The organism is Nocardioides ureilyticus (assembly GCF_051280745.1).
GTDB lineage: Bacteria > Actinomycetota > Actinomycetes > Propionibacteriales > Nocardioidaceae > Nocardioides.
Genome location: NZ_JBNCOG010000047.1, coordinates 1 through 22,949 on the forward strand (window position 1 = coordinate 1; position 22,949 = coordinate 22,949).

Genomic DNA, 22,949 nt, shown 5'->3' on the forward strand with positions numbered 1-22,949 from the left:
AGCGCCCCCGCCCCGCCCGCCCCCACCCCCCCCCCCCCCCCCCCCCCCCCCCCGCCCCCCCCCCCCCCCCCCCCCCCCCCCCCCCGCCGCGCCCTCCCGAGCACGCCGAGCGAGGCCAGCCGGTCGTAGCCCGCCGGGGCGCCCGGGACCCCGACCGCCAGCCCGCCCGTGGCCGGGACGTCCCAGCCCCGCGCCGCGGCGGCGTCGTGGAGGCCGGCGGCCGCCCCGCCCAGCGCGACCAGCGACGTGGGCTCGGAGTCACCGGCCCGGCGGTAGAGGGCGACGACGTCCCCGGCCAGGCCGCACTTGGACGGCAGCGCGACCGTCTCGGCCAGCGCCGCGGTGACCGCGGCGTCGAAGGCGTTGCCGCCGTCGAGGAGCGCGGCGAGGCCGATCGCGCTCGCGGTGCGGGACCCGGCTGCGACCGCGCCGAGGGCGCCGGTGGCCACGGCGCGTCGCGCCAGGTGTCGGGTCACGTCAGGCCTCGACCTGCGAGGGGCCGTAGTGGCGCAGCTCGATGGTGTTGCCGTCGGGGTCGGCGACGTAGACGAGGTCCGCCGGGCCGCGGGCGCCCCAGCGTCGGTACGGGCCGTCGATGACCTCGAAGACCCCGGACTCCTTCAGCGCGACCAGGTCGACCGGGTCCACCTCGATCGCGAAGTGCGACAGGTTCGTCCCGGTGGCCTCCTTGCGACCGTCCAGGTCGATGATCGTGCCGGGGCAGATCTCGACCGAGGGGAACGGGACCGTGCCCGCCCGGAACTCCTCGAGCCGGTGCACCAGGAAGCCGAACTTCTCCACGTACCAGGCGACCGCCCGCTCGGGGTCGGCCACCCGCAGGACGATGTGGTCGAGCTGGCGGACCGCGACCACGCCTGCGGCGGTGGGAGGGATGGATGAGTAGGTAGCCGTCATGTGGATGTTGTATCCAGGACATGTTGCTGGTGGTGTCGCGCCGTGTGAACCGTGTGTAACGGACCAGGCACCCCCTGTCCCGGCGCGGTTTCGTGCCGATCCGCTGCCCGCTGCCTCTCCCCGGTCGCCACCGCATGCCCTAGATTGGGTGCGGCCGACCAGCTCGAGAAGGCGGCCTTCGGTATCCAGTAGCCAGCCGGCGTAGGGACGTGAGCAGATGTCAACGGTGAGCACATCGGTCGGCAGCAGGCACCGGTCGCTCCGTAACGAGACGGTCGACGAGCTGCGGCGCCTGATCCTCAGCGGGGAGGTCGCGCCCGGGGAGCGGCTCAGCGAGCTCAGCATCTCCGAGCGCCTCGGAGTCTCCCGGCTCCCGGTGCGCGAGGCCTTCCGTCGGCTGGAGGCCGAGGGCCTGCTCGAGTCGCTCCCCCGGCGCGGGGTCCGGGTCGTCGAGCTCGACGGCGACGAGCTGTCGATCGTGCGGGAGGTCCGCGTCGCGCTGGAGCTCATCGCGGTGCGGCAGACCGTCGAGCGCAACGACCCGGAGGTCATGGACGCGCTGCAGCAGGCCCTCGAGCGCGGAGCAGCGGCGGCCGAGGCCGGCGACCACGACGTCCTCGTGGAGCTCAACGAGGTCTTCCACGAGCTCCTCGGCACCGGTGCCGGCTCCCGGTTCCTCACCGACACCCTCCGCGCGGTGCGGAACCAGGCCCACCACCTGGTCGGGGGCAAGAGCGCCGCCGTCGAGCCCTCCTGGGACGAACACGCCGCGATCATCCAGGCGACCCTCGACCGGGACAGCGAGCTGGCGTGCATGCTCATGCGCCGCCACCTGGCCGACCGGCACGCCCACCAGGGCGGCCCCCGCCCCGAATGAGCGACGCCCGGCCCTGACATCCTGCGCTCGTGCCTGCGCCGTCCCGCCGCTTCACCCGCGCCGAGCTCGAGTCCTTCCGGGACCACGTCGTCCCCGACCTGCTCGGGCCCGACCTCCGGCTGCTGTTCGTCGGGATCAACCCCGGCCTGTGGACCGCGGCCACCCAGACCCACTTCGCGCACCCGGTCAACCGCTTCTACCCCGCCCTGCTGCGCGCCGGGATCATCGAGCGGCCGATCGACCCCGCGGCCGGCATGACCGACGAGGACCGCGAGCACCTGCGCTCCCGCGGCGTGGGCATCACCAACGTCGTCCCCCGAGCGACCGCCAAAGCCTCCGAGATCAGCCGCGAGGAGTTCCGCGAGGGCGGCCGGCGCCTCGTGGCCACCATCGAGCGCACCCGCCCCCGGGTCGTCGCGGTCGCCGGCATCACGGCGTACCGCGCGGCCTTCTCGCTGCCCAAGGCGGTCGCCGGGCGCCAGCCCGAGCCGCTCGGCGGCGCCGAGCTGTGGGTCGTGCCGAACCCGAGCGGGCTCAACGCCCACGAGACCGTGGCCTCGCTGGCCGAGGCCTACGCCGCGCCCGCCCGCGCCGCCGGCGTGCTGCCCTGACCCGTCGAGGTGGGAGCCCCGCACGGTCGAGGTGGGAGCCCTGCACGGCCCAGCTTCCGTCCACCGGCGAGCCCTGTCGCAGCTCATCCGCAGCTCTTGTGGAGAGCCGGTCGTGCACGTGGTGCGGCGCGGGGAGGGTCGGGGGCATGACCTTCGCACCCCTGATCCGCACCCAGTCCGACCTGGTCCGCGCGTGGCGCGCCCTGATGCAGCCCCTCGGCTGGACCCGCACCAGCACCTGGCTGATGTTCATCGGCCCCGACGACCGGCCGCTCGGCCACCTGACCGAGATCGACGACTGCGCGGGCCTGCCCCGAGAGGGCACCGCGGCGTCGTTCGGCACGTTCCTCGAGGGGCTCACCGGCGACCTCCTCCCCGTGGGATCACGGGTCGCCTTCCTCCGCTCCCGCCCCGGACGCGGCGGTCCGGACGCCGAGGACCTCGCCTGGGCCCGGGAGCTGTACGCCGCGACCCGGGCGGCCCGGCTGCCGGTCGAGGTGGTCTACCTGGCCACCGACGACCACGTCGTCGCGGTCCCACTGGACGACGCAGGCCTCCCCCGCTCCGCATGAGCGCCGTTACGGTCCCCGGATGACCAAGCTGCTGTTCCTCGTCCGGTGCGCCGACGACGCGGCGACGCTGCTGCCGGTCCTGCGCGGGCTGCTCCTGGAGGACCCGAACCTCCGGCAGCGCCTCGCCGCGGCCGGCGCCACCGCCCTCCAGGTCAACCTCGCCGACGAGGCCGTCCGCCCCGCCATGCGGATCAGCAGCGGCGAGGACCCCGTCGCCGCGGCGGTGTCGGTCTGGGTGGCGGGCGACCCGGCCGCGGCAGCGGACGTGGTGGTGAGCGCCGTGGCCGAGGCGGCCGGCGACCGGGGGGCCGCTGCGGTGGGCTGGCAGGTCCAGGAGAGGCGGCCGCTCGAGCCGCCGGTCTCCCCCGACGGCACCCGGGTCGACGCGCTGGCGAACGTCGCCGTGCTGCGCCGGCCCGCCGACCTCGACGAGGCGGAGTGGCGGCACCGCTGGCTGGTCGACCACACGCCGGTCGCCATCAAGACCCAGGCGACGTTCGGCTACGTCCAGAACGTCGTCGAAGCCCCGGTGACGGCCGGCGCGCCGGCCGTGAGCGCGGTCGTCGAGGAGCTCTTCCCCATGGCCGCCGCCACCGACCTGCACGCCTTCTACGGCAGCGGCGGGGACGACGCCGAGCTGGCCTCACGGATGGAGCAGATGCTGGCCAGCGTCAGCCGGTTCGGGGCGGACCGGGACCTCGACCTGGTGCCGACCAGCCGTTACTGCTGGACCCTCGACCCGGCCGGCGGGTGAGCGGTCGCAGCGGGTCCGGGGCGTCAGTGCGGGGCGCGGCGCGGGGCGTCAGCGCCGCGAGCGCCGGGCCGTGCGGTACGCCGGGGCGCGCAGCCGTCGCGCCCAGTCGTAGCTGGTGAGCCCCGGGACCTCGTTGACGAGCGGGTCGAACTCCAGGGCGGGGTCGTCCCGGTCCGGAGCGGCGGGATCGACGGGCTCGAGGTGGAGGTCGGCGAAGACCCGCCACGCCGAGCGGGGGCTGGCGACGGCGAGGAGCACGTGGTCGCGCTCGACGTACCGGGCGCCGATCAGCTGCGGCCCCGTCGGGGTCCGGTAGGGCATGAGCGTGGTGAGCGGTCGGGTGGTCATCCCCGCGGACGGCAGCACGAGGAACCGTGTCACCGCGCCCCAGCCGTTGGTGGCCAGCAGGAGGTCACCGTGGCGACCGTCCGGCGACCCGTCGAGCTGGCCCTCCGCCGGCACCCGGATGGCCAGGCCGTGGACGTCGGGGAGGCCGTCGGGGAGCCCGATCCCCTTGGACTCGCGCACCACGACCTCCTCGGCACCGGGACGGTCCAGGAACGGCACACCCGTGCCCGGCTCCAGCCCCCGCCGCTCCAGGCGGCCGCGGAGCACCCGACCGACCGGGTGCATCGGCTTCTGCGCCGGCCGCAGCGAGATCCCCCGCACGGCGGTGGCGAGGACGGCTCCACCGGCCCGGGCAGGGAGCGCGAGCAGGCCGTGGCTGTGCGCGGGCTCGGTGCGCGTGGGGTCGGTGCCCGTGGGGTCGGTGCGCGCGGCGTCGGTCATCGCGTCCTCCTCGGAGGCAGTCGGTGGAGGACGACGTCGTGCAGGTCGCCGTCCGCCACGCGGGCGGTCAGGTAGGTGCAGTGCGGCTGCTGCCGTCGGTCGGTCGGCGAGCCGGGGTTCAGCAGGCGCAGCCCGCCGGGCGTGGTGGTGTCCCAGGGGATGTGGCTGTGGCCGAAGACGAGGACGTCGAGGTCGGGGTAGGCCGCGTCGGCGCGCTGCTCGCGCCCCTGCTTGCCGCCCGTCTCGTGGACGACACCGATCCGCAGGCCGTCCAGCTCGGCGCGGGCCACCTCCGGCAGCCGGGACCGCAGCCCCGGTCCGTCGTTGTTGCCCCAGCAGGCGACCAGCCGTCGGGAGCGCGCCTCGAGGCGGTCGAGTGTCTCCTCGTCCACCCAGTCGCCGGCGTGGACCACCACGTCGGCCGCGTCGACGGCCGACCACAGCTGGTCCGGCAGGTCCTTCGCCCGCTTCGGCAGGTGGGTGTCGGCCATCAGCACCAGGTCCACGGCGCTCACCCGCCGCAGGGCACGCAGCGTCGGGCGGCCGGCCGCACCTCGAGCCGCTCGGCGGGGATGGCCTGCCCGCACGACTCGCACGTCCCGTAGGAGCCGTCGGCGAGCCGGGCGAGGGCCGCCTCCACCTCCGCGAGTCGGCGTTCGGTCTGCCGCAGGACGGTGTCGAGCTGGGAGCGCTCGAAGGCGATCGTGGCGCCCTCCGGGTCGTGCTCGTCGTCGGCGTTGGTGTCCCGCGAGGCCTCGACGATGCCGGTGAAGTCGCCGCGCATCGCCGCGAGCCGGCGGGTCACCAAGGCATGCTCCTCGGCCAGCTGCTCGCCCAGCTGCTCGGCCAGCTCGTCGGCGAGCACCGCGTACGCCGAGGCGCGCGGCTCCTCGGCCGGTGCGGGCGCGGCGCTCAGGCCGCGACCCGCGTGCTGAGCAGCAGGCAGGCGAACTCCTGCCACTCGCCGTCGGGCAGCGCCACCGCGAGCTCGTAGGTGTGGCCGCCCACGCGCCGGGCCGCCAGCATCAGCCCGTCGCTGTCGGAGGACTCGGAGTCGGCACTGGGGAGCACCCCGCTGAGCGTCCACTCGCGGCCGGCGTCACCCCACATCCGCAGGCCCATCCGCGCCCAGCTGCCCCCGGAGAACACGAGCTGGAGGGTGCTGCCGTCGGCGCGCGACACCTCGACCGTGAGCCCGTGGACGCCGGGCTCGGCGCCGCGCGGGAGGGCGTCGCGGGCCTCGACGACGACCACGTCGTCGGTGCCGTCCTCGTCGACGAACGGGTGGCCGAGCGGCTCCTCGAGCCCGCGGCGGAAGAGCCGACCCTCGACGGGAAGGGCCTGCGGGCGGATCACCGAGGCGGTGCGCGTCGCCAGCGTGAGGATCGACATGCGTGGCCCGTACCCGCGCGTCACCTCGGCCCAACCTCACCCCTGCGGGTGGTCTCCGTTCCGGCGGACCAGCTCGGCGAGCGCCTCCTCGACGATCTCCTCCACGGTCTGGTCGACGTCGACGACCACGCCGTCCTCGTCCGCCGCCAGGGGCTCGAGGGTCGCGAGCTGGGAGTCGAGCAGGGAGACCGGCATGAAGTGGCCGGTCCGGGCGTGCACCCGCCGCTCGATCACCTCGCGGTCGCCGGCGAGGTGGACGAAGCCGACGGGCGCGTGCCGCCGGAGCACGGCGCGGTAGCTCCGGCGCAGGGCCGAGCAGCTCATCACCCCGCCCGTCGCGTGCTCGCCGAGCCACCGGGCGACCTCCTCCAGCCACGGCCACCGGTCGTCGTCGTCGAGGGCCTCGCCGCGCGCCATCTTCGCCACGTTGGTGGCCGGGTGCAGGTCGTCGGCGTCCGCGAACGGCACGGCGAGCCGCGCGGCGAGGGCAGCACCGACGGTCGACTTCCCCGAGCCGGAGATGCCCATGACGACGAGGGGCTGGGTCATGCCGCCACCGTACGCCGGGCAGCCGACTGCCCGCCCTCAGACCAGCGCGTCGAGCCGCCGGATCTCGGCCTCCACCTGACGGCGCTGGCGCTCCCTCAGCAGGAGCAGCCGGGCCTGCTTCTCCTCCGAGCTCAGCGCACGCCACGCACCGCGACGGCGCGCGGTCGGGGCGGGGGCGGAGACCATGACGACATCGTCGGCCAGCCGCTCCGCTCCCCGCCACCCATTTCCGGGCCCGCTCCCCGCACCGGCCGGTCGCCCACGCCGGGGCCCGGCCCGGCTCCTACGCTGGCGCCATGGCAGCGCAGCGCAACGTCCTGGGTGGGGACCTGGTGCCGTGCGGCACCGACCCGATGACCGGCTTCTACCGGGACGGCAGCTGCGCGTGCGGTCCCGACGACGCCGGGCTGCACGCCGTCTGCGCGGTGATGACCCGCGAGTTCCTCGACCACCAGCGCTCGGTCGGCAACGACCTGACCACGCCCCGGCCGGAGTGGCACTTCCCGGGGCTGCACCCCGGCGACCCGTGGTGCGTCGTGGCGGGCCGGTGGCTGCAGTCCTACCAGGCCGGCGCGGCGGCACCGGTCGTGCTCGCCGCGACGAACGAGCGGGCGCTCGAGGTCGTGCGGATCGAGATCCTCCGCGAGCACGCCGTCGACGTGCCGCCGGACCTCAGCGCGCTCGAGGGCTGAGGCGCCACACGCCCGGCGTACCGGCCTCCACGAGCCCCTCGTCCTGGAGCGCTCGGCGGGCCTTGCGGGCGGCGAGCTGCCAGCGCGGCTCGCCCTGCGGCGAGGGCTCGCGGTCGCCGGCGCGCAGCTGCTCGCCGATCCGCTCCTCGAGCTCGCCGAAGACGTCGTCGGCGGGCAGCTCGCCCCCGGACTCCTGGAGCAGGGCCACGATCGGCGCCTTGAGCTCCTCGGGGGAGGTCCACCGCCGCGGCGCGGACCGGGTCGGCGTGCCGGGCACGCGGGCCGGCGTCCGGGGCGTCGTCGTGCGCACCCGGGGCGCCGGCGCCTTCTTCTCCACCGGCGCCGGCTTCGGCTGCCCGTGGACGCACTGGCTCAGGGGGAGGTCGCACAGCTCGCAGTAGTCCTCGGCCACCCGGCAAGGCTACGGTCCCCCGGGTCGCCGAGCGCCCCGCGGTCCGCCCCGCCCGACCCGGGTGCGGCGTGCGTCATACGCCCCGAGCGGGCTCACGGCTCAGCCCCGCGAGAGCTGGAGCAGGACCTCGTAGTGGTGGGTGTTCGGGAACATGTCCAGCAGCCGGCCACGGACCGGCCGCAGCGACGGCATGGCGCCCAGGTCGGCGGCGAGGGTGCGGGCGTTGCAGCTGGAGTAGAGGACGTGCTCGACGCCGGAGCGCTCCAGCCACCCGGCGAGCTGCTCGCCGATGCCGCGGCGAGGAGGGTTCACGACGACGAGCGCGGGCGGCGCAGCGGCGTCGAGGGCGTACGCCGTCGCGTCGCCGGCCAGGAACCGCACGCCGTCGAGGCCGAGCGCCGCGGCGCTGTGCTCCGCGGAGCGCACGGCCTCGGGGGAGATCTCCACGCCGGTGACCGAGCGCCCCGGCGCGGCGAGGTGCAGCGCGAAGCCGCCGACGCCGCAGTAGAGGTCCCACAGCGTGGCCGGCGCGACCTCGGCCGTCCAGGCCGCCGCCTGCTCGTAGAGGCGCGCGGCCACCGCGGTGTTGGTCTGGAAGAAGCTCTGCGGCCGCAGGTGCAGGTCGACCCCCGCCACGTGCATCGGCAGGGTGGTGTGGTCGGTCAGCAGGATCTCCCGCTCGCCCTCGAGGACCGCCTTGTGCGCGGGCTGGAGGTTCACCGACGCGACGGCCACCGGCAGCCGCTCCAGCAGCCACGGCAGGTGCTTGCGCAGCCGGGCGACCGGCTCCTGGCTGCGGCAGACGAACCTGACCATCAGCTCCCCGGCCGGCGACTCGGTGACCAGCAGGTGCTTGAGCTCGCCACGCCGGCCCGGGACGTCGTACGGCGTGAGCGCGGCGCGCGTCACGAAGTCGGCCAGCACCGGCAGGGCCGCGTGCAGGCCGGCTGCGTGGACGCGGCACTCGCGCAGGTCCACGCCCGAGCCGGTGGCGTCGAGGATCCCCAGCGTCGGGGCGTCGACCGTGCCGCCGACCACCATCTTGGCCTTGTTGCGGAAGCCCGCCGGCGTGCTCGCCACCGGCGCGGACCACTCCAGCGGCGGGAGCAGGCCGGCCACCTCCCGCTGCTTGCCCGCGAGCTGCGCGTCGTACGGCTGGTCGAGCAGCGTGCAGGACCGGCAGGTGCCGGCGTCGAAGTAGCCGCAGTGCGCCGCCACCGACCGGCTCAGGGGCACGGGGGGCGGCAGGGGCGGGGTCGGGCCGCTCATCCGCTGGTCGGCACGCCCTGCTCGACCAGGCCCTCGTAGCCGCCGCCGTTGGTGACGCTGCCGAAGCCGAGGTCACGCATGGCCGCCACGGCGAGGGCCGCGCGGCGGCCGGTGGCGCAGTAGACGACGTAGTACTGGTCGCGCGGCAGGGCGTCGAGCTGCTCGCGGAAGTCCTCGGCGCCCGCGTCGATGTTGACCGCGCCCTCGACGTGGCCGGCGGCGTACTCCTCAGGCGTGCGGACGTCGATGACGCCGACCTCGCCGAGGCTCTTCCCCGCGATCAGGTTGCCGATCTCGGAGCCGTCGGCGCAGGCGCCGAGCAGGAGCAGCAGCGGGGCGGCGACCAGGGCCACGAGCGACCTCACCACCGGTGGTGCACCGCCGCGCGGAAGGAGCGGTCGTAGAGCTCGCGCACGCCGTCGAGGAGCGCGGGCGCGAGCGGCGGCAGCTCGCCGGCGGCGGCGTTGGCGGCCGCCTGCTCGGTGTTGCGGGCACCGGGGATGACGGTGCTGACGCCGGGCTGCTGCCAGACCCAGGCGAGCGCGACCTGCGCGGCCGTGGCGCCCTCGGGGCCGTGCTCGGCGACGAGGCGGCTGAACTCGCGCGCCGCCTCGACCCCGGCGCCGTAGTCGACCCCGGAGAAGGTCTCGCCCTGGTCGAAGGCGCTGCCGTCGCGGTTGAAGGTGCGGTGGTCGTCGGCGGCGAACGTCGTCCGCTCGTCGTAGCGGCCCGACAGCAGGCCCGAGGCCAGCGGCACCCGCGCGATGATCCCCACGCCGGCCTCCGCGGCGGCCGGCAGCACGCGGTCGAGCGGCTTGAGCCGGAAGGCGTTGAGGATGATCTGCACGCTCGCGACGTGCGGCCGGGCGATCGCTGCGAGCGCCTGCTCGGCGGTCTCCACCGAGACGCCGTACGCCGCGACCGCGCCGTCGGCGACCAGGGTGTCCAGCGCGTCGTAGGTGGCGTCGTCGTCGATGGTGGCGCTCGGCGGGCAGTGCAGCTGCACCAGGTCGAGGGTGTCGACGCCGAGGTTGCGACGCGACCGGTCGGTCCACTCGCGGAACGCCTCGAGCCGGTAGTTCTCCGGCACCTGCTCGACGCGGCGGCCCATCTTGGTCGCGACGGTGATCCGTTCGCGGTCCGGGTGGTCGCGCAGGAACGCGCCGATGACCTGCTCGCTGCGGCCGTCGCCGTACACGTCGGCGGTGTCGACGAGGTCGACGCCCGCGGCGACCGACGCCTCGAGGACCGCGCGGGCGTCGGCCTCGCTGACCTCGCCCCAGTCTGCTCCGAGCTGCCAGGTGCCGAGGCCGACGACCGAGACGTCGCGGCCGGTCCGTCCGAGGGTGCGGTGCTCCATGGGTCCATCCTCGCCGACGCGGCCAACGATGAGTTCGGCGGCGCCGTCGGGTCGGGGTGGGCATGACCCTTCGACTCAACCCGTACCTGCACCTCGACGGCACCGCCCGCGAGGCGATGACCTTCTACCGCTCCGTGCTCGGCGGCCGGCTGGAGCTGACCACCTTCGGCGACCAGGGCATGGAGGGCCCCGATGCGGACGGCGTCATGCACGCCGTGCTGGAGACCGACGACGGCTTCGTGCTCATGGCCTCCGACCTCCCGCCCGGCATGACGCTGGCCCCGGGCGACACGACAGTCACCCTGGCGCTCAACGGCGACGACGAGTCGACGCTGCGCGGGTGGTTCGAGGCCCTCGCCGAGGACGGCGAGGTGCAGGTGCCCCTCGAGAAGCAGATGTGGGGCGACGTCTTCGGCCAGCTCAAGGACCGGTACGGCGTGCAGTGGCTGGTGGACATCGGCTGACCATCCACGCCGGCGCCCCGAGGCGTCGAGTCGGGGGTTGTCACCGTTCATTCGGGCGACTGAACGGTCACAGCTCCCGACTCGACGGTCAGGAGTCCCGATTCGTCCTGGGACGGGGCCGGGCCCGCGCCACCCCTCGGTCGCGCGGGCCCGGCTGGTCGGGTCGGACGGTCAGACGACCGGGTCCGTGGTCGGGTCCGTGGTCGGGTCCGTGGTCGGGTCCGTGGTCGGGTCCGTGGTCGGGTCCGTGGTCGGGTCCGTGGTGGGCTCCTCGACGACGGGCTCCTCCTCGACGGGCTCCTCGGCCGCCTCGAGCAGCTCCTCGAGGAGCTCGCGGGCGTCCTCGAGCACGCTCTTGGCGTCCCGCAGCTCGGACCGGTCGGACTGCGCGGTGACCAGGTGCAGCGCGGCGACCGCGTCGTCGAGGAGCGCCTGCACCTCGGTGACGTCGACGCCCGCGGCCTCGGCGTCCGCGACCTCGACGGCGAGCTCGGCGGCCTGACGCAGGAAGTTCACGACGAGCACGTAGTGCTCCGCGCGGAAGGCCTTGAGCTCCTTGGTCGCGGCCTTGACCTCGCCGGCGGTGGTGAGCGCCGCGACGTCCTCGGCGAGCAGCGCCAGGTCCTCGCGGTCGGCCTCGACGTTGGCGAGGACGACCTCACGGTCGAGCTCGTCCAGGCGGGCCAGCCGCGACGCCGAGACGGCACCGGCAAGACGACGGTCGAGCTGGGCGACCTTCAGGGTGAACTTGCGCAGCTCCCGGGCGACCTTTGCCGCCTCGGACTTGCCGCCCTTGACGACGTGCGTGGGCTTTCCGCCCTTGCTCGGCTGCCCGGCGACGGCAGCGGGGCCGCCCTTGCCGGCGTGGTCCGGCTTGGCGAAGGCCGGGGCGGCGGTGGCGAGGCTGCCGGCCGAGAGGACGGCGGCCATGGCCAGGGAGACCGCGGTGGTCCGCACGCGGCGGGCGGTCGGCTGGGGGGTGTGGGGGGTCATGGATCCATGGGACGGCTGAGAGTCCTCTTGCTCCACAGGTCCGGGCCAACCCTGGCCGTTCGCCGGGAGGAACCACCCGACCGGGCCATGGGGCCGCGCAGGGTTGTGCCGTTCGGACTACGTTGGGCCCGCACGGTCGCCGGGCCGTGCCACCGAGCCGGGAGGGTTGCCGATGCAGCTGGAGCTGTCCGCCGAGGACGCCGCGTTCCGTGACGAGATGCGGACGTTCTTCACCACCGAGGTCCCCCAGGAGATCCGCGACGCCGTCGCGGAGCGCCGGGAGCTCACCAAGGACCAGATCGTCGAGAGCCAGCGGGTGCTCAACGCCCACGGGCTCGCGGTCCCGAACTGGCCGGTGGAGTGGGGTGGTCAGGACTGGTCGCCGCTGCGCCGCCACATCTGGCACGAGGAGATGCAGCGCGCCAACGTGCCGGCGCCGCTGGCCTTCAACGCCTCCATGATCGGTCCGGTGATCGCGCAGTTCGGCTCCCAGGAGATCAAGGAGCGCTTCCTGCCGGCCACCGCGAACCTCGACATCTGGTGGTCCCAGGGCTTCTCCGAGCCCGACGCCGGCTCCGACCTGGCCTCGCTGCGGACCACCGCGGTGCGCGACGGCGACGAGTTCGTGGTCAACGGCCAGAAGACCTGGACCACGCTGGGTCAGTACGGCGACTGGATCTTCACCCTGGTCCGCACCGACCCGGACGTGAAGAAGCAGGCCGGCATCTCGATGCTCCTCATCGACATGACCTCCCCGGGCCTCACGGTCCGCCCGATCGAGCTGATCGACGGCGGCCACGAGGTCAACGAGGTCTGGTTCGAGGACGTCCGGGTGCCGGTCGAGAACATGGTCGGCGAGCTCAACTCCGGCTGGACCCAGGCCAAGTTCCTCCTCGGCAACGAGCGCGTCGGGGTCGCGCCCGTCGGCGCCACCAAGCGGGTCCTCGCCCAAGCCAAGGAGTGGGCTCGCGAGACCGCCCAGCTCGACGACCCGCTGACCGCCAGTCGCATCGCCGAGCTGGAGAACGAGCTGCTCGCGCTCGAGCTCACCGCGCTGCGGGTCGTCGCCCACTCCGCCGACGGCAAGCCGCACCCCGCGTCGTCGGTGCTCAAGCTCAAGGGCACCGAGCTGCAGCAGGCCGTCTCCGAGCTGGTCGTCGACCTCGCCGGGCCGGCCTCGCTGGCCTCCGGCGCCGGGGACGGCAGCGACCTCCCGTGGTGGGCCCGCCGCGCCACCCCGGCGTACCTCAACCTCCGCAAGGCGTCGATCTACGGCGGCTCCAACGAGGTGCAGCGCCAGATCATCGCCAAGACCATCCTCGGACTCTGAGAGGGAGAGGGACTTCCACCATGGACTTCACCTACGACGAGGAGCAGCAGGCGCTGCGCGAGGCCGTGCGCGGCCTGGTCGGCAAGGCCTACTCCGACTACGAGACCCGGCGCCGCACCGTCGCCGAGGACCCCGGCTTCGACGAGCAGCAGTGGGGCCGGATGGCCGAGATGGGCCTGCTCGGCCTGCCGTTCAGCGAGGACGACGGCGGGGTCGGCGCCGGCCCGGTCGAGATCTCGATCGTGGCCGAGGAGCTCGGCCGCGTGGTCGCCCCGGAGCCGTACCTCAGCTCCGTGGTGTGGGCGGGCGGCCTGGTGAGCGCGGTCGGCACGGCCGAGCAGCGCGCCGAGGTGCTCGGCGCCCTGGCTGCGGGCGAGAGCCTGCTCGCGCCCGCCCTCGCCGAGCCGGGCCGCCGCTGGGCCAACGACGCGACCGCCGTGACCGCCGCCGAGGACGGCGGGTCCTGGGTCCTGGCCGGCACCAAGGAGCCGGTGCTGCACGGCGCCCGCGCCGACCTGCTCGTGGTGAGCGCGATGCTGCCGTCCGGCGGCACCGGGCTCTTCCTCGTGCCGGGCGACGCCCCGGGCCTCACCCGCGAGGGCTACGCCACCCACGACGGCGGCCGCGCCGCGAAGGTCTCCTTCGACGGCACCCCGGCCACGCCGCTCGGCGAGGCCGGCGCGGACGTCGCCGCGTCGATCTCCACGGTCACCGACATCGCCCGCGTGATGGCCTGCAACGAGGCGGTCGGCGCGATGGAGACGGCGCTGCGCACGACCACGGCGTACCTCACCTCGCGCAAGCAGTTCGGCGTCACGCTCAACACCTTCCAGGCGCTGACCTTCCGCGCGGCGGACATGTACGTCTCGCTGGAGTTCGCCAAGTCGCTCGCGGTCTGGGCGACGATGGTGGTGGCGGCCGGCTCCCCCGCCGAGATCGCCGAGGCCGCGCAGCGGGCGAGCCTGCAGGTCAGCCGCGCCGGACGGCACATCGGCCAGGAGGCGATTCAGCTCCACGGCGGCATCGGCATGACCGCGGAGTACTCCATCGGCGCCTACACCAGCCGGCTCACCGCACTCGACCACCTGCTGGGCGACGGTGCCTTCCACCTCCGTGCGCTGGCGGCCGCCGTCGGCGACCACGAGGAAGTGGACCCGCTCCCCTGACGCCGTCTCCCCCGACGCCCGCCCCGCGGGTGGTCCGGGCCGGCTTCGCGCCGGTCAAGGGCACCCGGCACCAGGCGTACGACGCCGTCACCCTCGACCGGCTCGGGCCGGTGGGTGACCGCGCGTGGTGCGTGGTGGACACCGACGCGCGACGGGTGCTGCGCACCGTGCAGCACCCGTCGCTCGTCGCCGTCACGGCGTCGGTCTCGGCGTCCGGGCTGGCCCTCACCCTGCCGACCGGCGATGCGGTCGTGGGGCCGTCCGAGCCGGCCGGCTCGACGCTGACCTGCGACTACTGGGGCCGGAGCGTGGCGCTGGAGCTGCTGGCCGGGCCGCACGCGGACCTGCTGTCGGCCCACCTCGGCAAGCCGGTGCGGCTGGCGGCCGCGCCCCGCGGCGGGATCGTCTACGCCGGCGCGGTCACGCTCGTCTCGACCGGGACGCTGCGCGCGCTTGCCGACGCGCTCGGTGGTCGAGCCGGGACCCCCGGTGGTCGAGCCGGGACCCCCGGTGGTCGAGCCGGAACCCCCGGTGGTCGAGCCGGAACCCCCGGTGGTCGAGCCTGTCGAGACCACCTCGACGCGCTGGCCGCCCGCTTCCGGCCCACCTTCGTCGTGGATGCCGACGAGCCGCACGCCGAGGACGGCTGGATCGGCCAGGAGGTGTCCCTCGGCTCCGCGCGGGTGCGGGTCACCTCCCGCGTCCCGCGCTGCGCGGTGGTCGACGTCGACCCGGTCACGGGGGCGCGGGACGGCCGCGTGCTGGCCGCCCTGGCGGCGTACCGGCCCCGTGACCCGGCCACCGGCGACCTGGTGCTCGGCGTCGACGCCGAGGTGGTCGCGCCGGGCGTCGTCAGCGCCGGCTGACCGTCGACGGACGTACTCAACAGTGGGACGCGGGCCGCACCTGAGCGTGCGGGACCGACCCGGGGACCCCGTTGGGTACGTCCGACGGCGGCCGGGAGGGCCGGCCGGTCGCACATCACGACCGCGCGCCTTCCCCGGTCGCTGTCGTGCCCGGCGCGCTGCGGGGCTGACGAGCAGCCCGCAGCACCGTCAGGCGCCGGCGGGCAGGGCCGGCGGCTGCGGCCGGGCCAGCTTGCGCAGCTGCCGACCGAGGTTGCGGCGGTTGGTCTCCTCGAGCCAGCCGTTGGGCAGCGAGAGGCGGATGACCTTGTGCCAGGCGCTGGCGACCTGCTGGGGCAGCGGCCGGGCGTTGTAGGCCAGCCCGTAGCGGTCGAAGACCGCCCGCACCCGCGGCGCGATCTCGCCGTACCGGCGGCTCGGCAGGTCGGGGAAGCAGTGGTGCTCGATCTGGTGGCTGAGGTTGCCGGTCATCAGGTGCATGAACTTCGAGCCGGAGATGTTGGCCGAGCCGAGCATCTGCCGGACGTACCACTCGGCCTTCGTCTCGCGCTCGTCGAGCTCGGGCTGCTCGAAGGTCTCGACACCCTCGGGGAAGTGGCCGCACATGATGACCGAGTGCGACCAGATGTTGCGGGCGAGGACGGCGACGGCGTTGGCGGTGAGCGTCGCGCGCCAGCCGCGGCCGCTGAGCAGCGGGTGGACGACGAAGTCCTTGGTGACCTGCTTGCGCACCTTGCGCAGGGCGGCGATGACCTCGTCGCGCTTCTCCGGCGGCATCTTCTTCTTGGCGCGCAGGTGCTCGCCGAACTCCAGGTCGTACATCGCGATGCCCCACTCGAAGATGCAGGCGGTCAGGAGGTTCCAGACCGGCTGGATCAGGTGGCGGGGCTCCCACTCCTGCGCCTCGTCGACGCGGAGGATGCCGTAGCCGAGGTCGTTGTCCATCCCCAGCACGTTGGTGTAGGTGTGGTGGGTCTCGTTGTGGGCGCGCTTCCACTGCTCCGGCGGGGAGGCGTGGTCCCAGTCCCAGGTCGAGGAGTGGATCTTCGGGTCGCGCATCCAGTCCCACTGCCCGTGCAGGACGTTGTGGCCGATCTCCATGTTGTCCAGCGACTTCGCGGTCGCCAGCGCCACGGTCCCGACCAGCCAGGCGACCTTGTTGCGACTGCCCACCAGGAGCAGCGCGCGGCTGCCCAGCTCGAGGGCGCGCTGGGCGGCGATCACCCGCCGGATGTACGTCGCGTCGACCTCGCCGCGGTCGGCGAGGACGTCCTGCCGGATCGTCTCCAGCTCGCGCCCGATCTCCTCGACCTGCTCGGCGGTGAGGCCGCCGGGATAGGCCTTCGCCCCGGCGCCGGCGGCGCTCTCGCCGCTCGCCGCGGGTGCCGTCGCTTCCGTCGTGGTGCGCTCGTCCCGTGTCAGCGTCATGGTGGTCAGGTTCCCCTATCGCCGCTGAGTGACTCGCCCAGGGACCGGAATGTGACCAATCGGTCATCTGCCGCCGGAGCCTCCGTCGGCCGTGCGGGAGTGCCACCTCGACCGTGCGGGAGTGCCACCTCGGCGGTCAGGAGGGGTGGCGGACAGGGCCCTCGCGCTCGAGGCGCTCGCGCTGGGGGACGACGACGTACTTGGGGTCGTCCGCGGACGCCTGGCCGGCCTCGAAGACGCCGAACCGGGTGCACGCCGAGCCCGCGAGCAGGGCCGCGCCGGAGACGGCTGCCACGGCCCGGCTGCGGCCGGCGAGGAGGGAGCCCGCGGCACCGGCCGCGGTGAGGAGCTTCGCGGCCCGCATGAGGCGGCCGGGGCGGCCCTCGTGCAGCGGCTCGGCGGTGATCCCCATCGACCGCTCCATCCGGTGCTCCATCACCAGCTCGAGCGCCGCGCCGCCGACCGCGAGCCGGCGGGCGGGCCCGGCCTGGTCGACGGGCGAGCCGATCATCGCCATCCCCGCCGAGGCGGCCGCGGCCGAGCCGACGAAGACGAACGGCAGCTCGCGGTAGGCCTCGTGCCAGGACGGGGTCGCGGTGTCGGAGAGCAGCACGGCGGTGTACGACGCCACGGCCGGCGCGATGACAGCAGCCACCACGCCGGCCGGTCGCTCGACGTACGGCAGCAGGCGCAGCGGCCCGCGGCGCCACGACGGCGGCAGCATCGAGACCGCCTCACCGGCCGCCGCCGCGCCCGCGAACGGCCCGTAGACCGAGAGGATCCAGGTGCCGACCGACATCGGCGAGGTCACCTTGGCGACCCGCAGCATGTTGAGGAAGCGGCTGGGCCGGCCCAGGTCGTGGACGAGCGCGACCATCGAGAAGCCCAGTCCGCCGAGGGCTGCGAGGCGTCCGGTACGCCGCAGCGCGGGCCGGCCGGTCAGGTCGCCGCCCGCGGCGAGCAGCGACGACCCGGCGGCCAGCCCGCCGGCGAAGAGGTAGGCCGGGATGTCGTGCTCCCACGGCGCGGCCTTGACGATCGGCCGGCCGTAGTAGGAGGTGAACTCCGCCGGCGGGACAACCGAGCGGTCCCCCCGACCGCCACCGCGGTCTTTCTTCATGCCCCGGCGCCGGCCGCTCCCCATGCCGCGCCCCGTGCCGCGCCGGTCGCCGGCGGAACCGGGCGTCGCCTGGGTGTCGGCGGAGGGTGGGGTCAGGGGCGGGGTCGGCGGCGTGCTCACGGGCGCCTCCCCACGAAGGCGAGCGCGGCTCCGACGAGCAGGGCGGCGGCGGCGGCGCCGGCGCGGTTGAACATCGCCGGCAGGTCCTTGGTGGTCACGACCGGGTCGGGCGGGAAGCCGTAGACCTCGGGCTCGTCGAGCAGCAGGAAGAAGGCGCCGGTGCCGCCGACGCCGTCGTCGGGATCGTTGCCGTAGAGGCGGGCGTCCATGATCCCGGCCTCGTGCAGCTTCTGCACCCGCGCGTCGGCGCGCTCGCGGAGCTCCTCGACGTCGCCGTACTGGATCGACTGGGTGGGGCAGGCCTGCGCACAGGCCGGCGCCTGGCCGGCGTCGAGGCGGTCGTAGCAGAGCGTGCACTTCTGCGCGATGCCGACGTTCTTGCTGCCGTCGGGGCCCTTGCGGCGGTCGATGACGCCGTACGGGCAGGCCGGCACGCAGTAGCCGCAGCCGTTGCAGATATCGTCCTGGACCACCACGGTGCCGAACTCGCTGCGGAAGAGCGACCCCGTGGGGCAGACGTCGAGGCAGGCGGCATGGGTGCAGTGCTTGCAGACGTCGGAGGACATCAGCCAGCGGAAGTCGGGCTTGTCAGCCTCGTCGGTCGAGGCGGGGTCGGCGACCGCGCCGGTCTCCTGGCCGGTGCGCATCGTCGGCATGCCGAGGTCGGCCGGCGGGGTTCGCGGCTGCTCGATGAAGGCCACGTGGCGCCACTGGTTGGCGTTGAGCGAGTGGCTGTTGTCGTAGGAGGTCGCCGTCATGTCGAAGTGGTCGGCGGGGACGTCGTTCCACTCCTTGCAGGCGACCTCGCAGGCCTTGCAGCCGATGCAGATGGAGGTGTCGGTGAAGAAGCCCTTCCGCTTCGGCCGGTCCTCCTCGTAGCCGGCGTCGGCCGCGGGGTCGACCGGCCCCCACAGCGAGTTCGGGCTCACCGACCACCGGCTCAGCAGGCCGCTCCCCCGGTCGCTCACCTGGCCGCTCATCAGGCGCCGCCTCCCTCGCCGGTCGGGTCGCCCTCGTCGTCGCTGCCGGCCGCGGGGCCGGTGGTCACGATGGGCACGGTGTGGTCGTCGTGGACGCCCGACCGCTCCTGGTACGACGTCACGAGATCCACCAGCGCGCGGCCGGTCGGGCGTCGCCCGGCGAGGACGTCACAGGTGCCCACCTTGCTCTCCTGGATGAGGACGTTGGGGTCCAGCGAGATGCCGAACAGGTCGTTGGCCGAGTCGCCGGTGACCAGGCCGCCCTGTCCCCAGTGGTAGGGCAGCCAGACCTGGTGGACGGTGCGCCCCTCGACCCGCAGCGGGCTGAGCCGCTCGGTCACGAGGACCCGGCCCTCCACCGCGGCGCGGGCGGTCACGACGTGGCACCAGCCGCCGTTCTCCAGCCCGCGCTCGGCGGCGAGCTCGGGGCTGACCTCGACGAACATCTCGGGCTGGAGCTCGGCCAGCCGGGCGACGTACCGGCTCATCCCGCCGGCCGTGTGGTGCTCGGTGAGCCGGCTGGTGGTGAAGACGAACGGGAAGACCCCGCTGCCGTCCTCGGGCGGGCTGGGGTTCAGCCGGTTGTCCCGGCGCGGGTACTCCTTGCGCGTCGGGTTCCCCTGCTGGCCGTGGACGGGGTTGCGGAACGGCGACTCGACCGGCTCGTAGTGGGTCGGCAGCGGGCCGTCGATCAGTCCCTGCGGCACGTAGAGGCTGCCCTTCCCGTCGCCCTGCATGATGAACGGGTCGTCGCCGGAGATGCCGGCGACCCCGTCGGTTCCCCGCTCGGGCCGGTACGTCGGGGGCTTGGTCACCTCGAAGTCCGGCACGTCGTGGCCGGTCCACCGCTGTGCCTCGGCGTCCCACCAGACGTAGGCCTTCCGCTCGCTCCACGGGCGCCCCTCGGGGTCGGCCGAGGCGCGGTTGTAGAGGGTCCGGCGGTTGGCCGGCCACGCCCAGCCCCACTCGGCGGCGACCCAGTCCTGCTCGCTGCCGGGCCGGCGGCGAGCGGCCTGGTTGACCCCGTCCTTGAGCACGCCGGTGTAGATCCAGCACCCGCCGAGCGTCGAGCCGTCGTCGGCCATCTCGGTGAAGGTCGACAGCGGCCGGCCGGTCGCGGTCTCGTAGCCGTTGATCTCCTTGAGCACCGCCTCGGCGTCCGGCTCCCCCCAGCCGGACTCCGCTGCCCCCCCGTGCAGGGGGTAGTCCCAGGTCAGCTCCAGCAGCGGACGGTCGCGCTCCTCCGTGGAGCCGGCGAGCCGCTCGCGGACCATCCGGCCGAGGTGGAAGAAGAACCACAGGTCCGAGCGGCAGTCGCCCTGCGGGTCGACGGCCTTCTCCCGCCACTGCAGCATCCGGTGCGTCTGGGTGAAGGTGCCCTCCTTCTCCACGTGGGATGCGGCGGGCATGAGGAAGACCTCGGTACGGCACTCCTCGGGCACGATCTCGCCGGTCGCGACCTCGGGTGAGTCCTTCCAGAACGTCGCGCTCTCGATCTCGAACAGGTCGCGCACGACCAGCCAGTCGAGGTTGGCCATGCCGAGGCGCTGGGCCTTGCCGTGGGCGGACCCGACGGCGGGGTTCTGGCCGAGCAGGAAGTAGCCCTTGACCTTGCCGTCGATCATGTCGAGCACGGTCCGGTAGGTGCCGTGGTCGCCGGTGATCCGCGGCAGGTAGTCGTAGCAGAAGTCGTTCTCGGCGGTGGCGTGCTCGCCCCACCAGGCCTTGAGCAGGTTGATGCCGTAGGCGCCGGCCTTCTCCCAGAAGCCCTTGGCGCCGGGCTGGCGGACCGAGTCGATCCACTCCTCGAGCGAGGTGTGCTCCTCGGCGTGCGGCATCGGCAGGTAGCCGGGGAGCAGGTTGAACAGCGTCGGGATGTCGGTGGAGCCCTGGATGCTGGCGTGGCCGCGCAGCGCCATGATCCCGCCGCCGGGGCGCCCCATGTTGCCCAGCAGCAGCTGGAGGATGGCCCCGGTGCGGATGTACTGCACGCCGACGCTGTGCTGGGTCCAGCCGACGCTGTAGACGAGCGCGGTGGTGCGTTCGCGCCCGGAGTTCTCCGCGAAGGCCCGGCAGACCTCCAGGAAGTCCTCGGGCGAGACGCCACAGGTGTCGGCGACCAGCTCGGGGGTGTAGCGGGCGAAGTGGCGCTTGAGCACCTGGTAGACGCAGCGGGGGTGCTGCAGCGTCTCGTCGCGCGGGGGGTCGCCCTCGACGCTGGCGCCGTGGGTCTCGTGCTGCATCGCCGAGGCGGTCTCGCGCTGCTCGACCTGGTCCTGGCGCTCCTCCCCGTCGTCCTGCTGGGTGGCGTACTGCCACGAGGTGGGGTCGTAGGTGCGGGTCTCGGGGTCGAACCCGGAGAAGAGCCCGTCGAGGTCCTCGGTGTCGACGAAGTCCTCGCTGAGGATCGTGGCGGCATTGGTGTAGGCCACGACGTACTCGCGGAAGTCGAGCTCGTGGGTCAGGACGTAGTTGATGATCCCGCCCAGGAACGCGATGTCGGTGCCCGCACGCAGCGGGACGAAGGTGTCCGCGAGCGCGCTGGTCCGGGTGAACCGCGGGTCGACGTGGATGATCTTCGCCCCACGCGCCTTGGCCTCCATCACCCACTGGAAGCCCACGGGGTGGGCCTCGGCCATGTTGGAGCCCTGGATGACGATGCAGTCAGCGTTGGCCAGGTCCTGCAGGAACCCGGTGGCGCCGCCGCGCCCGAACGAGGTCCCCAGACCGGGGACCGTGGCGGAGTGTCATATCCGCGCCTGGTTCTCGATCTGGATCGCGCCCATCGCGGTGAAGAGCTTCTTGATGAGGTAGTTCTCCTCGTTGTCGAGGGTCGCCCCACCCAGGCTCGCGATGCCCATCGTCCGGCGCACCCGGTGGCCCCGCTCGTCGAGGTCCTGCCAGGTGTCGTTGCGGGCCTTGACCACCCGGTCGGCGATCATCTCCATCGCCACGTCGAGCTCGAGCTCGCTCCACTCGGTGGCGTACGGCGCGCGGTACTTGACCGTGGTCTGGCGCAGGTCGCTGGTGACGAGGTTCTTGCTGGCGGCGCCCTTGGGGCAGAGCCGGCCGCGGTTGACCGGGCTGTCGGGGTCGCCCTCGATCTGGATGACCTGCTCGTCCTTGACGAAGATCTTCTGCGCACAGCCGACGGCGCAGTAGGGGCAGACGCTGTTGGCGACCCGGTCGGCGGTCTCGGTGCGGGCGGTCGTGGCCTCGGTCTGCTTCGACCGCGCGGCGACGCCGCGGCCGAGCAGGTCACGGCCACTCAGCTGCCGGAGCACCGGCCAGTCCAGGAACGTTGTCACCCGCCACCTCCCTCGTGCGGGGGACGGTACCCCGCCACCCGTCACCTCAACACCCACCCGAAGTACTTGCCATCATGGAAAGTAGGTGACATGCTTTCCATCATGGAAAGCAACCGACACCAGCAGCTCCGCGACCTCGAGCGCGCCGAGGCCGCGCCGTACATCGACTACCCGCCCACGCCGTGGTGGTACCACCCCGCCGCAGGGCTGTGGTTCGCCGGCCTGACCGGCACCAAGGGCCTGACCGAGGACCACCTCCCCGCCGCGATCGGCCTCCTCGTGGTGCTGCTGGCCGCGCTCGGCGCCTTCTCCGCCTGGTACGCCCGGTACCGCGGGGCGATGCCCTCGCTCCTGCGGCGGGCGCCGAAGGGGATGGGCCCGATGTTCGCGCTCTACTTCGTCGGCGTCGCCGGGGTGCTCGGCGCCGTGTGGTGGACCGGTGAGACGGCCGGCTGGGCGTGGGCCTCGGCGCTGATGTTCGTCCTCGCGACGGTCGGGCTCTGGCTGCACGAGCACTCGTACGCCGCGGCGGCCGCGCGGGTGCGGGAACGGCTCTCGTGACGAGCGGCCTCGAGGACCTCGACCCGGTCATCCACGCCCCCAAGCGGCTGGCCGCGATGGCCGTGCTGTCGACCGCGAGCTCAGTGACCTTCCCGTTCCTCCGCGAGCACCTGCAGGTGAGCGACTCCGACCTGTCCAAGCAGATGACCGCGCTGGAGAAAGCCGGCTACGTGTCGGTCGCCAAGACCGGCCGCGGGCGCGGGGCCACCACGTCGTACCGGCTCACCCGCGCCGGCCGCACGGCGTACCAGCGGCACCGGCGGGCGCTCACCGCCATCCTCGGCGACTCCTAGTTGTATTCGGCCATCAGGTTGGTATCAGGCGGCTGATCGGTGGGTGTCCGCCGAGTGCGCTGTGGCGGCGTTGAGTGTTGTAGTGCTTCAGCCAGGGCGCAAGAGCGGCCGCTCGGGCCTCGTTGCTG

29 protein-coding genes and 1 pseudogene are annotated in these 22,949 nt (G+C 74.0%); 11 read left to right on the forward strand and 19 right to left on the reverse strand.

All coding sequences use genetic code 11. From position 1 onward, the window contains the following. Both ACSMHG_RS18135 and ACSMHG_RS18140 read right to left on the reverse strand, forming a co-directional pair. Positions 1 to 476: gamma-glutamyltransferase (locus ACSMHG_RS18135; RefSeq protein ID WP_435747732.1), on the reverse strand; the 476-nt coding region annotated here is incomplete at its 3' end. A gap of 1 nt (position 477) precedes the next feature. Beyond that, positions 478 to 915 carry a VOC family protein gene (locus ACSMHG_RS18140; protein WP_435747734.1) on the reverse strand — a complete coding sequence of 146 codons (438 nt, stop codon included), beginning with the start codon at positions 913 to 915 and terminating at the stop codon, positions 478 to 480. 226 nt (positions 916 to 1,141) lie between these two features. On the opposite strand from ACSMHG_RS18140, the gene ACSMHG_RS18145 reads away from it, so the two are divergent. The 4 genes from ACSMHG_RS18145 to ACSMHG_RS18160 all read left to right on the forward strand — a co-directional run bounded on the left by ACSMHG_RS18145 (position 1,142) and on the right by ACSMHG_RS18160 (position 3,729). Further along, the gene (locus ACSMHG_RS18145) at positions 1,142 to 1,792 is read left to right on the forward strand and encodes a GntR family transcriptional regulator (protein WP_435747736.1); all 651 of its coding nucleotides are present in this window, start codon (positions 1,142 to 1,144) and stop codon (positions 1,790 to 1,792) included. A gap of 29 nt (positions 1,793 to 1,821) precedes the next feature. Continuing rightward, entirely contained in the window at positions 1,822 to 2,403 is a 582-nt protein-coding gene (locus ACSMHG_RS18150; protein WP_435747738.1) for a mismatch-specific DNA-glycosylase, read from the forward strand. 146 nt (positions 2,404 to 2,549) lie between these two features. Beyond that, positions 2,550 to 2,975 (forward strand): hypothetical protein, encoded by a 426-nt coding sequence (locus ACSMHG_RS18155; RefSeq protein ID WP_435747740.1) that lies wholly within the window; start codon positions 2,550 to 2,552, stop codon positions 2,973 to 2,975. A gap of 19 nt (positions 2,976 to 2,994) precedes the next feature. Beyond that, complete coding sequence (locus ACSMHG_RS18160) at positions 2,995 to 3,729, forward strand: hypothetical protein (RefSeq protein WP_435747742.1); 735 nt, start codon at positions 2,995 to 2,997, stop codon at positions 3,727 to 3,729. A 48-nt stretch (positions 3,730 to 3,777) separates the two neighbouring features. On the opposite strand, the gene ACSMHG_RS18165 is transcribed toward ACSMHG_RS18160, so the two are convergent. From ACSMHG_RS18165 to ACSMHG_RS18190, 6 genes are read right to left on the reverse strand one after another with little or no spacing between them, the layout of a single operon-like run. Then, positions 3,778 to 4,518: a catalase family protein gene (locus tag ACSMHG_RS18165; protein ID WP_435747744.1), complete on the reverse strand. Its 741-nt coding sequence runs from the start codon at positions 4,516 to 4,518 to the stop codon at positions 3,778 to 3,780. After that, on the reverse strand, positions 4,515 to 5,033 hold the full coding sequence (locus ACSMHG_RS18170; RefSeq protein WP_435747746.1) for a metallophosphoesterase family protein: 519 nt from the start codon (positions 5,031 to 5,033) through the stop codon (positions 4,515 to 4,517). Before ACSMHG_RS18170 ends, ACSMHG_RS18165 begins: the two co-directional genes overlap by 4 nt. Next, positions 5,030 to 5,479 (reverse strand): TraR/DksA family transcriptional regulator, encoded by a 450-nt coding sequence (locus tag ACSMHG_RS18175; protein ID WP_435747748.1) that lies wholly within the window; start codon positions 5,477 to 5,479, stop codon positions 5,030 to 5,032. Before ACSMHG_RS18175 ends, ACSMHG_RS18170 begins: the two co-directional genes overlap by 4 nt. Then, positions 5,431 to 5,910: a hypothetical protein gene (locus ACSMHG_RS18180; RefSeq protein ID WP_435747750.1), complete on the reverse strand. Its 480-nt coding sequence runs from the start codon at positions 5,908 to 5,910 to the stop codon at positions 5,431 to 5,433. The genes ACSMHG_RS18175 and ACSMHG_RS18180 overlap by 49 nt, the downstream gene beginning before the upstream one ends. Before the next feature lie 36 nt (positions 5,911 to 5,946). Then, positions 5,947 to 6,459 (reverse strand): gluconokinase, encoded by a 513-nt coding sequence (locus tag ACSMHG_RS18185; protein ID WP_435747752.1) that lies wholly within the window; start codon positions 6,457 to 6,459, stop codon positions 5,947 to 5,949. A gap of 36 nt (positions 6,460 to 6,495) precedes the next feature. After that, a complete protein-coding gene (locus tag ACSMHG_RS18190; protein ID WP_435747754.1) occupies positions 6,496 to 6,645 on the reverse strand; it encodes a hypothetical protein in 150 nt (49 codons plus the stop codon). Positions 6,646 to 6,755: 110 nt separating this feature from the next. On the opposite strand from ACSMHG_RS18190, the gene ACSMHG_RS18195 reads away from it, so the two are divergent. Then, positions 6,756 to 7,151, forward strand: a complete 396-nt coding sequence (locus tag ACSMHG_RS18195) for a DUF2237 family protein (protein WP_435747756.1) — start codon at positions 6,756 to 6,758, stop codon at positions 7,149 to 7,151. Here ACSMHG_RS18195 and ACSMHG_RS18200 read toward each other — a convergent pair. The 4 genes from ACSMHG_RS18200 to ACSMHG_RS18215 form a co-directional block, all read right to left on the reverse strand. Further along, on the reverse strand, positions 7,132 to 7,563 hold the full coding sequence (locus ACSMHG_RS18200) for a hypothetical protein (RefSeq protein WP_435747758.1): 432 nt from the start codon (positions 7,561 to 7,563) through the stop codon (positions 7,132 to 7,134). The two genes, ACSMHG_RS18195 and ACSMHG_RS18200, sit on opposite strands and share 20 nt — an antisense overlap. A gap of 99 nt (positions 7,564 to 7,662) precedes the next feature. After that, positions 7,663 to 8,832, reverse strand: a complete 1,170-nt coding sequence (gene rlmC / locus ACSMHG_RS18205) for a 23S rRNA (uracil(747)-C(5))-methyltransferase RlmC (protein WP_435747760.1) — start codon at positions 8,830 to 8,832, stop codon at positions 7,663 to 7,665. Continuing rightward, on the reverse strand, positions 8,829 to 9,197 hold the full coding sequence (locus tag ACSMHG_RS18210) for a rhodanese-like domain-containing protein (protein ID WP_435747762.1): 369 nt from the start codon (positions 9,195 to 9,197) through the stop codon (positions 8,829 to 8,831). The genes rlmC and ACSMHG_RS18210 overlap by 4 nt, the downstream gene beginning before the upstream one ends. Beyond that, positions 9,194 to 10,192, reverse strand: a complete 999-nt coding sequence (locus ACSMHG_RS18215) for an aldo/keto reductase (RefSeq protein WP_435747764.1) — start codon at positions 10,190 to 10,192, stop codon at positions 9,194 to 9,196. The genes ACSMHG_RS18210 and ACSMHG_RS18215 overlap by 4 nt, the downstream gene beginning before the upstream one ends. Positions 10,193 to 10,254: 62 nt before the next feature. Here ACSMHG_RS18215 and ACSMHG_RS18220 point away from each other — a divergent pair, with 62 nt between their 5' ends. Further along, the gene (locus ACSMHG_RS18220; RefSeq protein ID WP_435747766.1) at positions 10,255 to 10,656 is read left to right on the forward strand and encodes a VOC family protein; all 402 of its coding nucleotides are present in this window, start codon (positions 10,255 to 10,257) and stop codon (positions 10,654 to 10,656) included. A 171-nt stretch (positions 10,657 to 10,827) separates the two neighbouring features. Here ACSMHG_RS18220 and ACSMHG_RS18225 read toward each other — a convergent pair whose 3' ends face one another. After that, positions 10,828 to 11,649, reverse strand: a complete 822-nt coding sequence (locus ACSMHG_RS18225; RefSeq protein WP_435747768.1) for a hypothetical protein — start codon at positions 11,647 to 11,649, stop codon at positions 10,828 to 10,830. A gap of 172 nt (positions 11,650 to 11,821) precedes the next feature. On the opposite strand from ACSMHG_RS18225, the gene ACSMHG_RS18230 reads away from it, so the two are divergent. From ACSMHG_RS18230 to ACSMHG_RS18240, 3 genes are read left to right on the forward strand one after another with little or no spacing between them, the layout of a single operon-like run. Beyond that, positions 11,822 to 12,979, forward strand: a complete 1,158-nt coding sequence (locus ACSMHG_RS18230; RefSeq protein WP_435747771.1) for an acyl-CoA dehydrogenase family protein — start codon at positions 11,822 to 11,824, stop codon at positions 12,977 to 12,979. Between the two features lie 20 nt (positions 12,980 to 12,999). Next, positions 13,000 to 14,145 (forward strand): acyl-CoA dehydrogenase family protein, encoded by a 1,146-nt coding sequence (locus ACSMHG_RS18235; RefSeq protein ID WP_435747773.1) that lies wholly within the window; start codon positions 13,000 to 13,002, stop codon positions 14,143 to 14,145. A gap of 29 nt (positions 14,146 to 14,174) precedes the next feature. After that, entirely contained in the window at positions 14,175 to 15,011 is an 837-nt protein-coding gene (locus ACSMHG_RS18240) for an MOSC domain-containing protein (RefSeq protein ID WP_435747775.1), read from the forward strand. Between the two features lie 189 nt (positions 15,012 to 15,200). On the opposite strand, the gene ACSMHG_RS18245 is transcribed toward ACSMHG_RS18240, so the two are convergent. From ACSMHG_RS18245 to ACSMHG_RS19555, 5 genes and pseudogenes are all read right to left on the reverse strand, one after another. After that, positions 15,201 to 16,439, reverse strand: coding sequence for a fatty acid desaturase family protein (locus ACSMHG_RS18245; protein WP_435747777.1), 1,239 nt, complete (start codon positions 16,437 to 16,439; stop codon positions 15,201 to 15,203). Between the two features lie 136 nt (positions 16,440 to 16,575). Beyond that, on the reverse strand, positions 16,576 to 17,679 hold the full coding sequence (nrfD, locus tag ACSMHG_RS18250; protein WP_435747779.1) for an NrfD/PsrC family molybdoenzyme membrane anchor subunit: 1,104 nt from the start codon (positions 17,677 to 17,679) through the stop codon (positions 16,576 to 16,578). Beyond that, complete coding sequence (locus ACSMHG_RS18255; RefSeq protein WP_435747781.1) at positions 17,676 to 18,659, reverse strand: 4Fe-4S dicluster domain-containing protein; 984 nt, start codon at positions 18,657 to 18,659, stop codon at positions 17,676 to 17,678. Before ACSMHG_RS18255 ends, nrfD begins: the two co-directional genes overlap by 4 nt. Beyond that, a pseudogene (gene fdh / locus ACSMHG_RS18260) lies at positions 18,659 to 21,394 on the reverse strand (formate dehydrogenase); the annotation flags it as partial. The gene ACSMHG_RS18255 and the pseudogene fdh, both read right to left, overlap by 1 nt. A 12-nt stretch (positions 21,395 to 21,406) precedes the next feature. After that, positions 21,407 to 21,967, reverse strand: coding sequence for a hypothetical protein (locus ACSMHG_RS19555; RefSeq protein WP_494338341.1), 561 nt, complete (start codon positions 21,965 to 21,967; stop codon positions 21,407 to 21,409). A 102-nt stretch (positions 21,968 to 22,069) separates the two neighbouring features. On the opposite strand from ACSMHG_RS19555, the gene ACSMHG_RS18265 reads away from it, so the two are divergent. Together ACSMHG_RS18265 and ACSMHG_RS18270 are read left to right on the forward strand one after the other, a co-directional pair. Further along, complete coding sequence (locus ACSMHG_RS18265; protein ID WP_435747785.1) at positions 22,070 to 22,528, forward strand: hypothetical protein; 459 nt, start codon at positions 22,070 to 22,072, stop codon at positions 22,526 to 22,528. Then, positions 22,525 to 22,821 carry a winged helix-turn-helix domain-containing protein gene (locus ACSMHG_RS18270; protein WP_435747787.1) on the forward strand — a complete coding sequence of 99 codons (297 nt, stop codon included), beginning with the start codon at positions 22,525 to 22,527 and terminating at the stop codon, positions 22,819 to 22,821. Before ACSMHG_RS18265 ends, ACSMHG_RS18270 begins: the two co-directional genes overlap by 4 nt. Positions 22,822 to 22,834: 13 nt before the next feature. Here ACSMHG_RS18270 and ACSMHG_RS18275 read toward each other — a convergent pair. Continuing rightward, positions 22,835 to 22,949 (reverse strand): integrase core domain-containing protein (locus tag ACSMHG_RS18275; protein WP_435747305.1); only part of this gene is annotated, 115 nt, incomplete at its 5' end.

Bases quoted from the DNA above. Each gene is read 5' to 3' on its own strand.
- ACSMHG_RS18235 (WP_435747773.1), top strand. From the start codon at position 13,000: ATGGACTTCACCTACGACGAGGAGCAGCAGGCGCTGCGCGAGGCCGTG.
- ACSMHG_RS18225 (WP_435747768.1), bottom strand. From the start codon at position 11,649: ATGACCCCCCACACCCCCCAGCCGACCGCCCGCCGCGTGCGGACCACC.
- ACSMHG_RS18220 (WP_435747766.1), top strand. From the start codon at position 10,255: ATGACCCTTCGACTCAACCCGTACCTGCACCTCGACGGCACCGCCCGC.
- ACSMHG_RS18155 (WP_435747740.1), top strand. From the start codon at position 2,550: ATGACCTTCGCACCCCTGATCCGCACCCAGTCCGACCTGGTCCGCGCG.
- ACSMHG_RS18245 (WP_435747777.1), bottom strand. From the start codon at position 16,439: ATGACGCTGACACGGGACGAGCGCACCACGACGGAAGCGACGGCACCC.
- ACSMHG_RS18195 (WP_435747756.1), top strand. From the start codon at position 6,756: ATGGCAGCGCAGCGCAACGTCCTGGGTGGGGACCTGGTGCCGTGCGGC.
- ACSMHG_RS18190 (WP_435747754.1), bottom strand. From the start codon at position 6,645: ATGGTCTCCGCCCCCGCCCCGACCGCGCGCCGTCGCGGTGCGTGGCGT.
- ACSMHG_RS18185 (WP_435747752.1), bottom strand. From the start codon at position 6,459: ATGACCCAGCCCCTCGTCGTCATGGGCATCTCCGGCTCGGGGAAGTCG.
- ACSMHG_RS18230 (WP_435747771.1), top strand. From the start codon at position 11,822: ATGCAGCTGGAGCTGTCCGCCGAGGACGCCGCGTTCCGTGACGAGATG.
- ACSMHG_RS18265 (WP_435747785.1), top strand. From the start codon at position 22,070: ATGGAAAGCAACCGACACCAGCAGCTCCGCGACCTCGAGCGCGCCGAG.
- ACSMHG_RS18215 (WP_435747764.1), bottom strand. From the start codon at position 10,192: ATGGAGCACCGCACCCTCGGACGGACCGGCCGCGACGTCTCGGTCGTC.
- ACSMHG_RS18180 (WP_435747750.1), bottom strand. From the start codon at position 5,910: ATGTCGATCCTCACGCTGGCGACGCGCACCGCCTCGGTGATCCGCCCG.
- ACSMHG_RS18160 (WP_435747742.1), top strand. From the start codon at position 2,995: ATGACCAAGCTGCTGTTCCTCGTCCGGTGCGCCGACGACGCGGCGACG.
- ACSMHG_RS18140 (WP_435747734.1), bottom strand. From the start codon at position 915: ATGACGGCTACCTACTCATCCATCCCTCCCACCGCCGCAGGCGTGGTC.
- ACSMHG_RS18255 (WP_435747781.1), bottom strand. From the start codon at position 18,659: ATGAGCGGCCAGGTGAGCGACCGGGGGAGCGGCCTGCTGAGCCGGTGG.
- rlmC (WP_435747760.1), bottom strand. From the start codon at position 8,832: ATGAGCGGCCCGACCCCGCCCCTGCCGCCCCCCGTGCCCCTGAGCCGG.
- ACSMHG_RS18165 (WP_435747744.1), bottom strand. From the start codon at position 4,518: ATGACCGACGCCGCGCGCACCGACCCCACGGGCACCGACCCCACGCGC.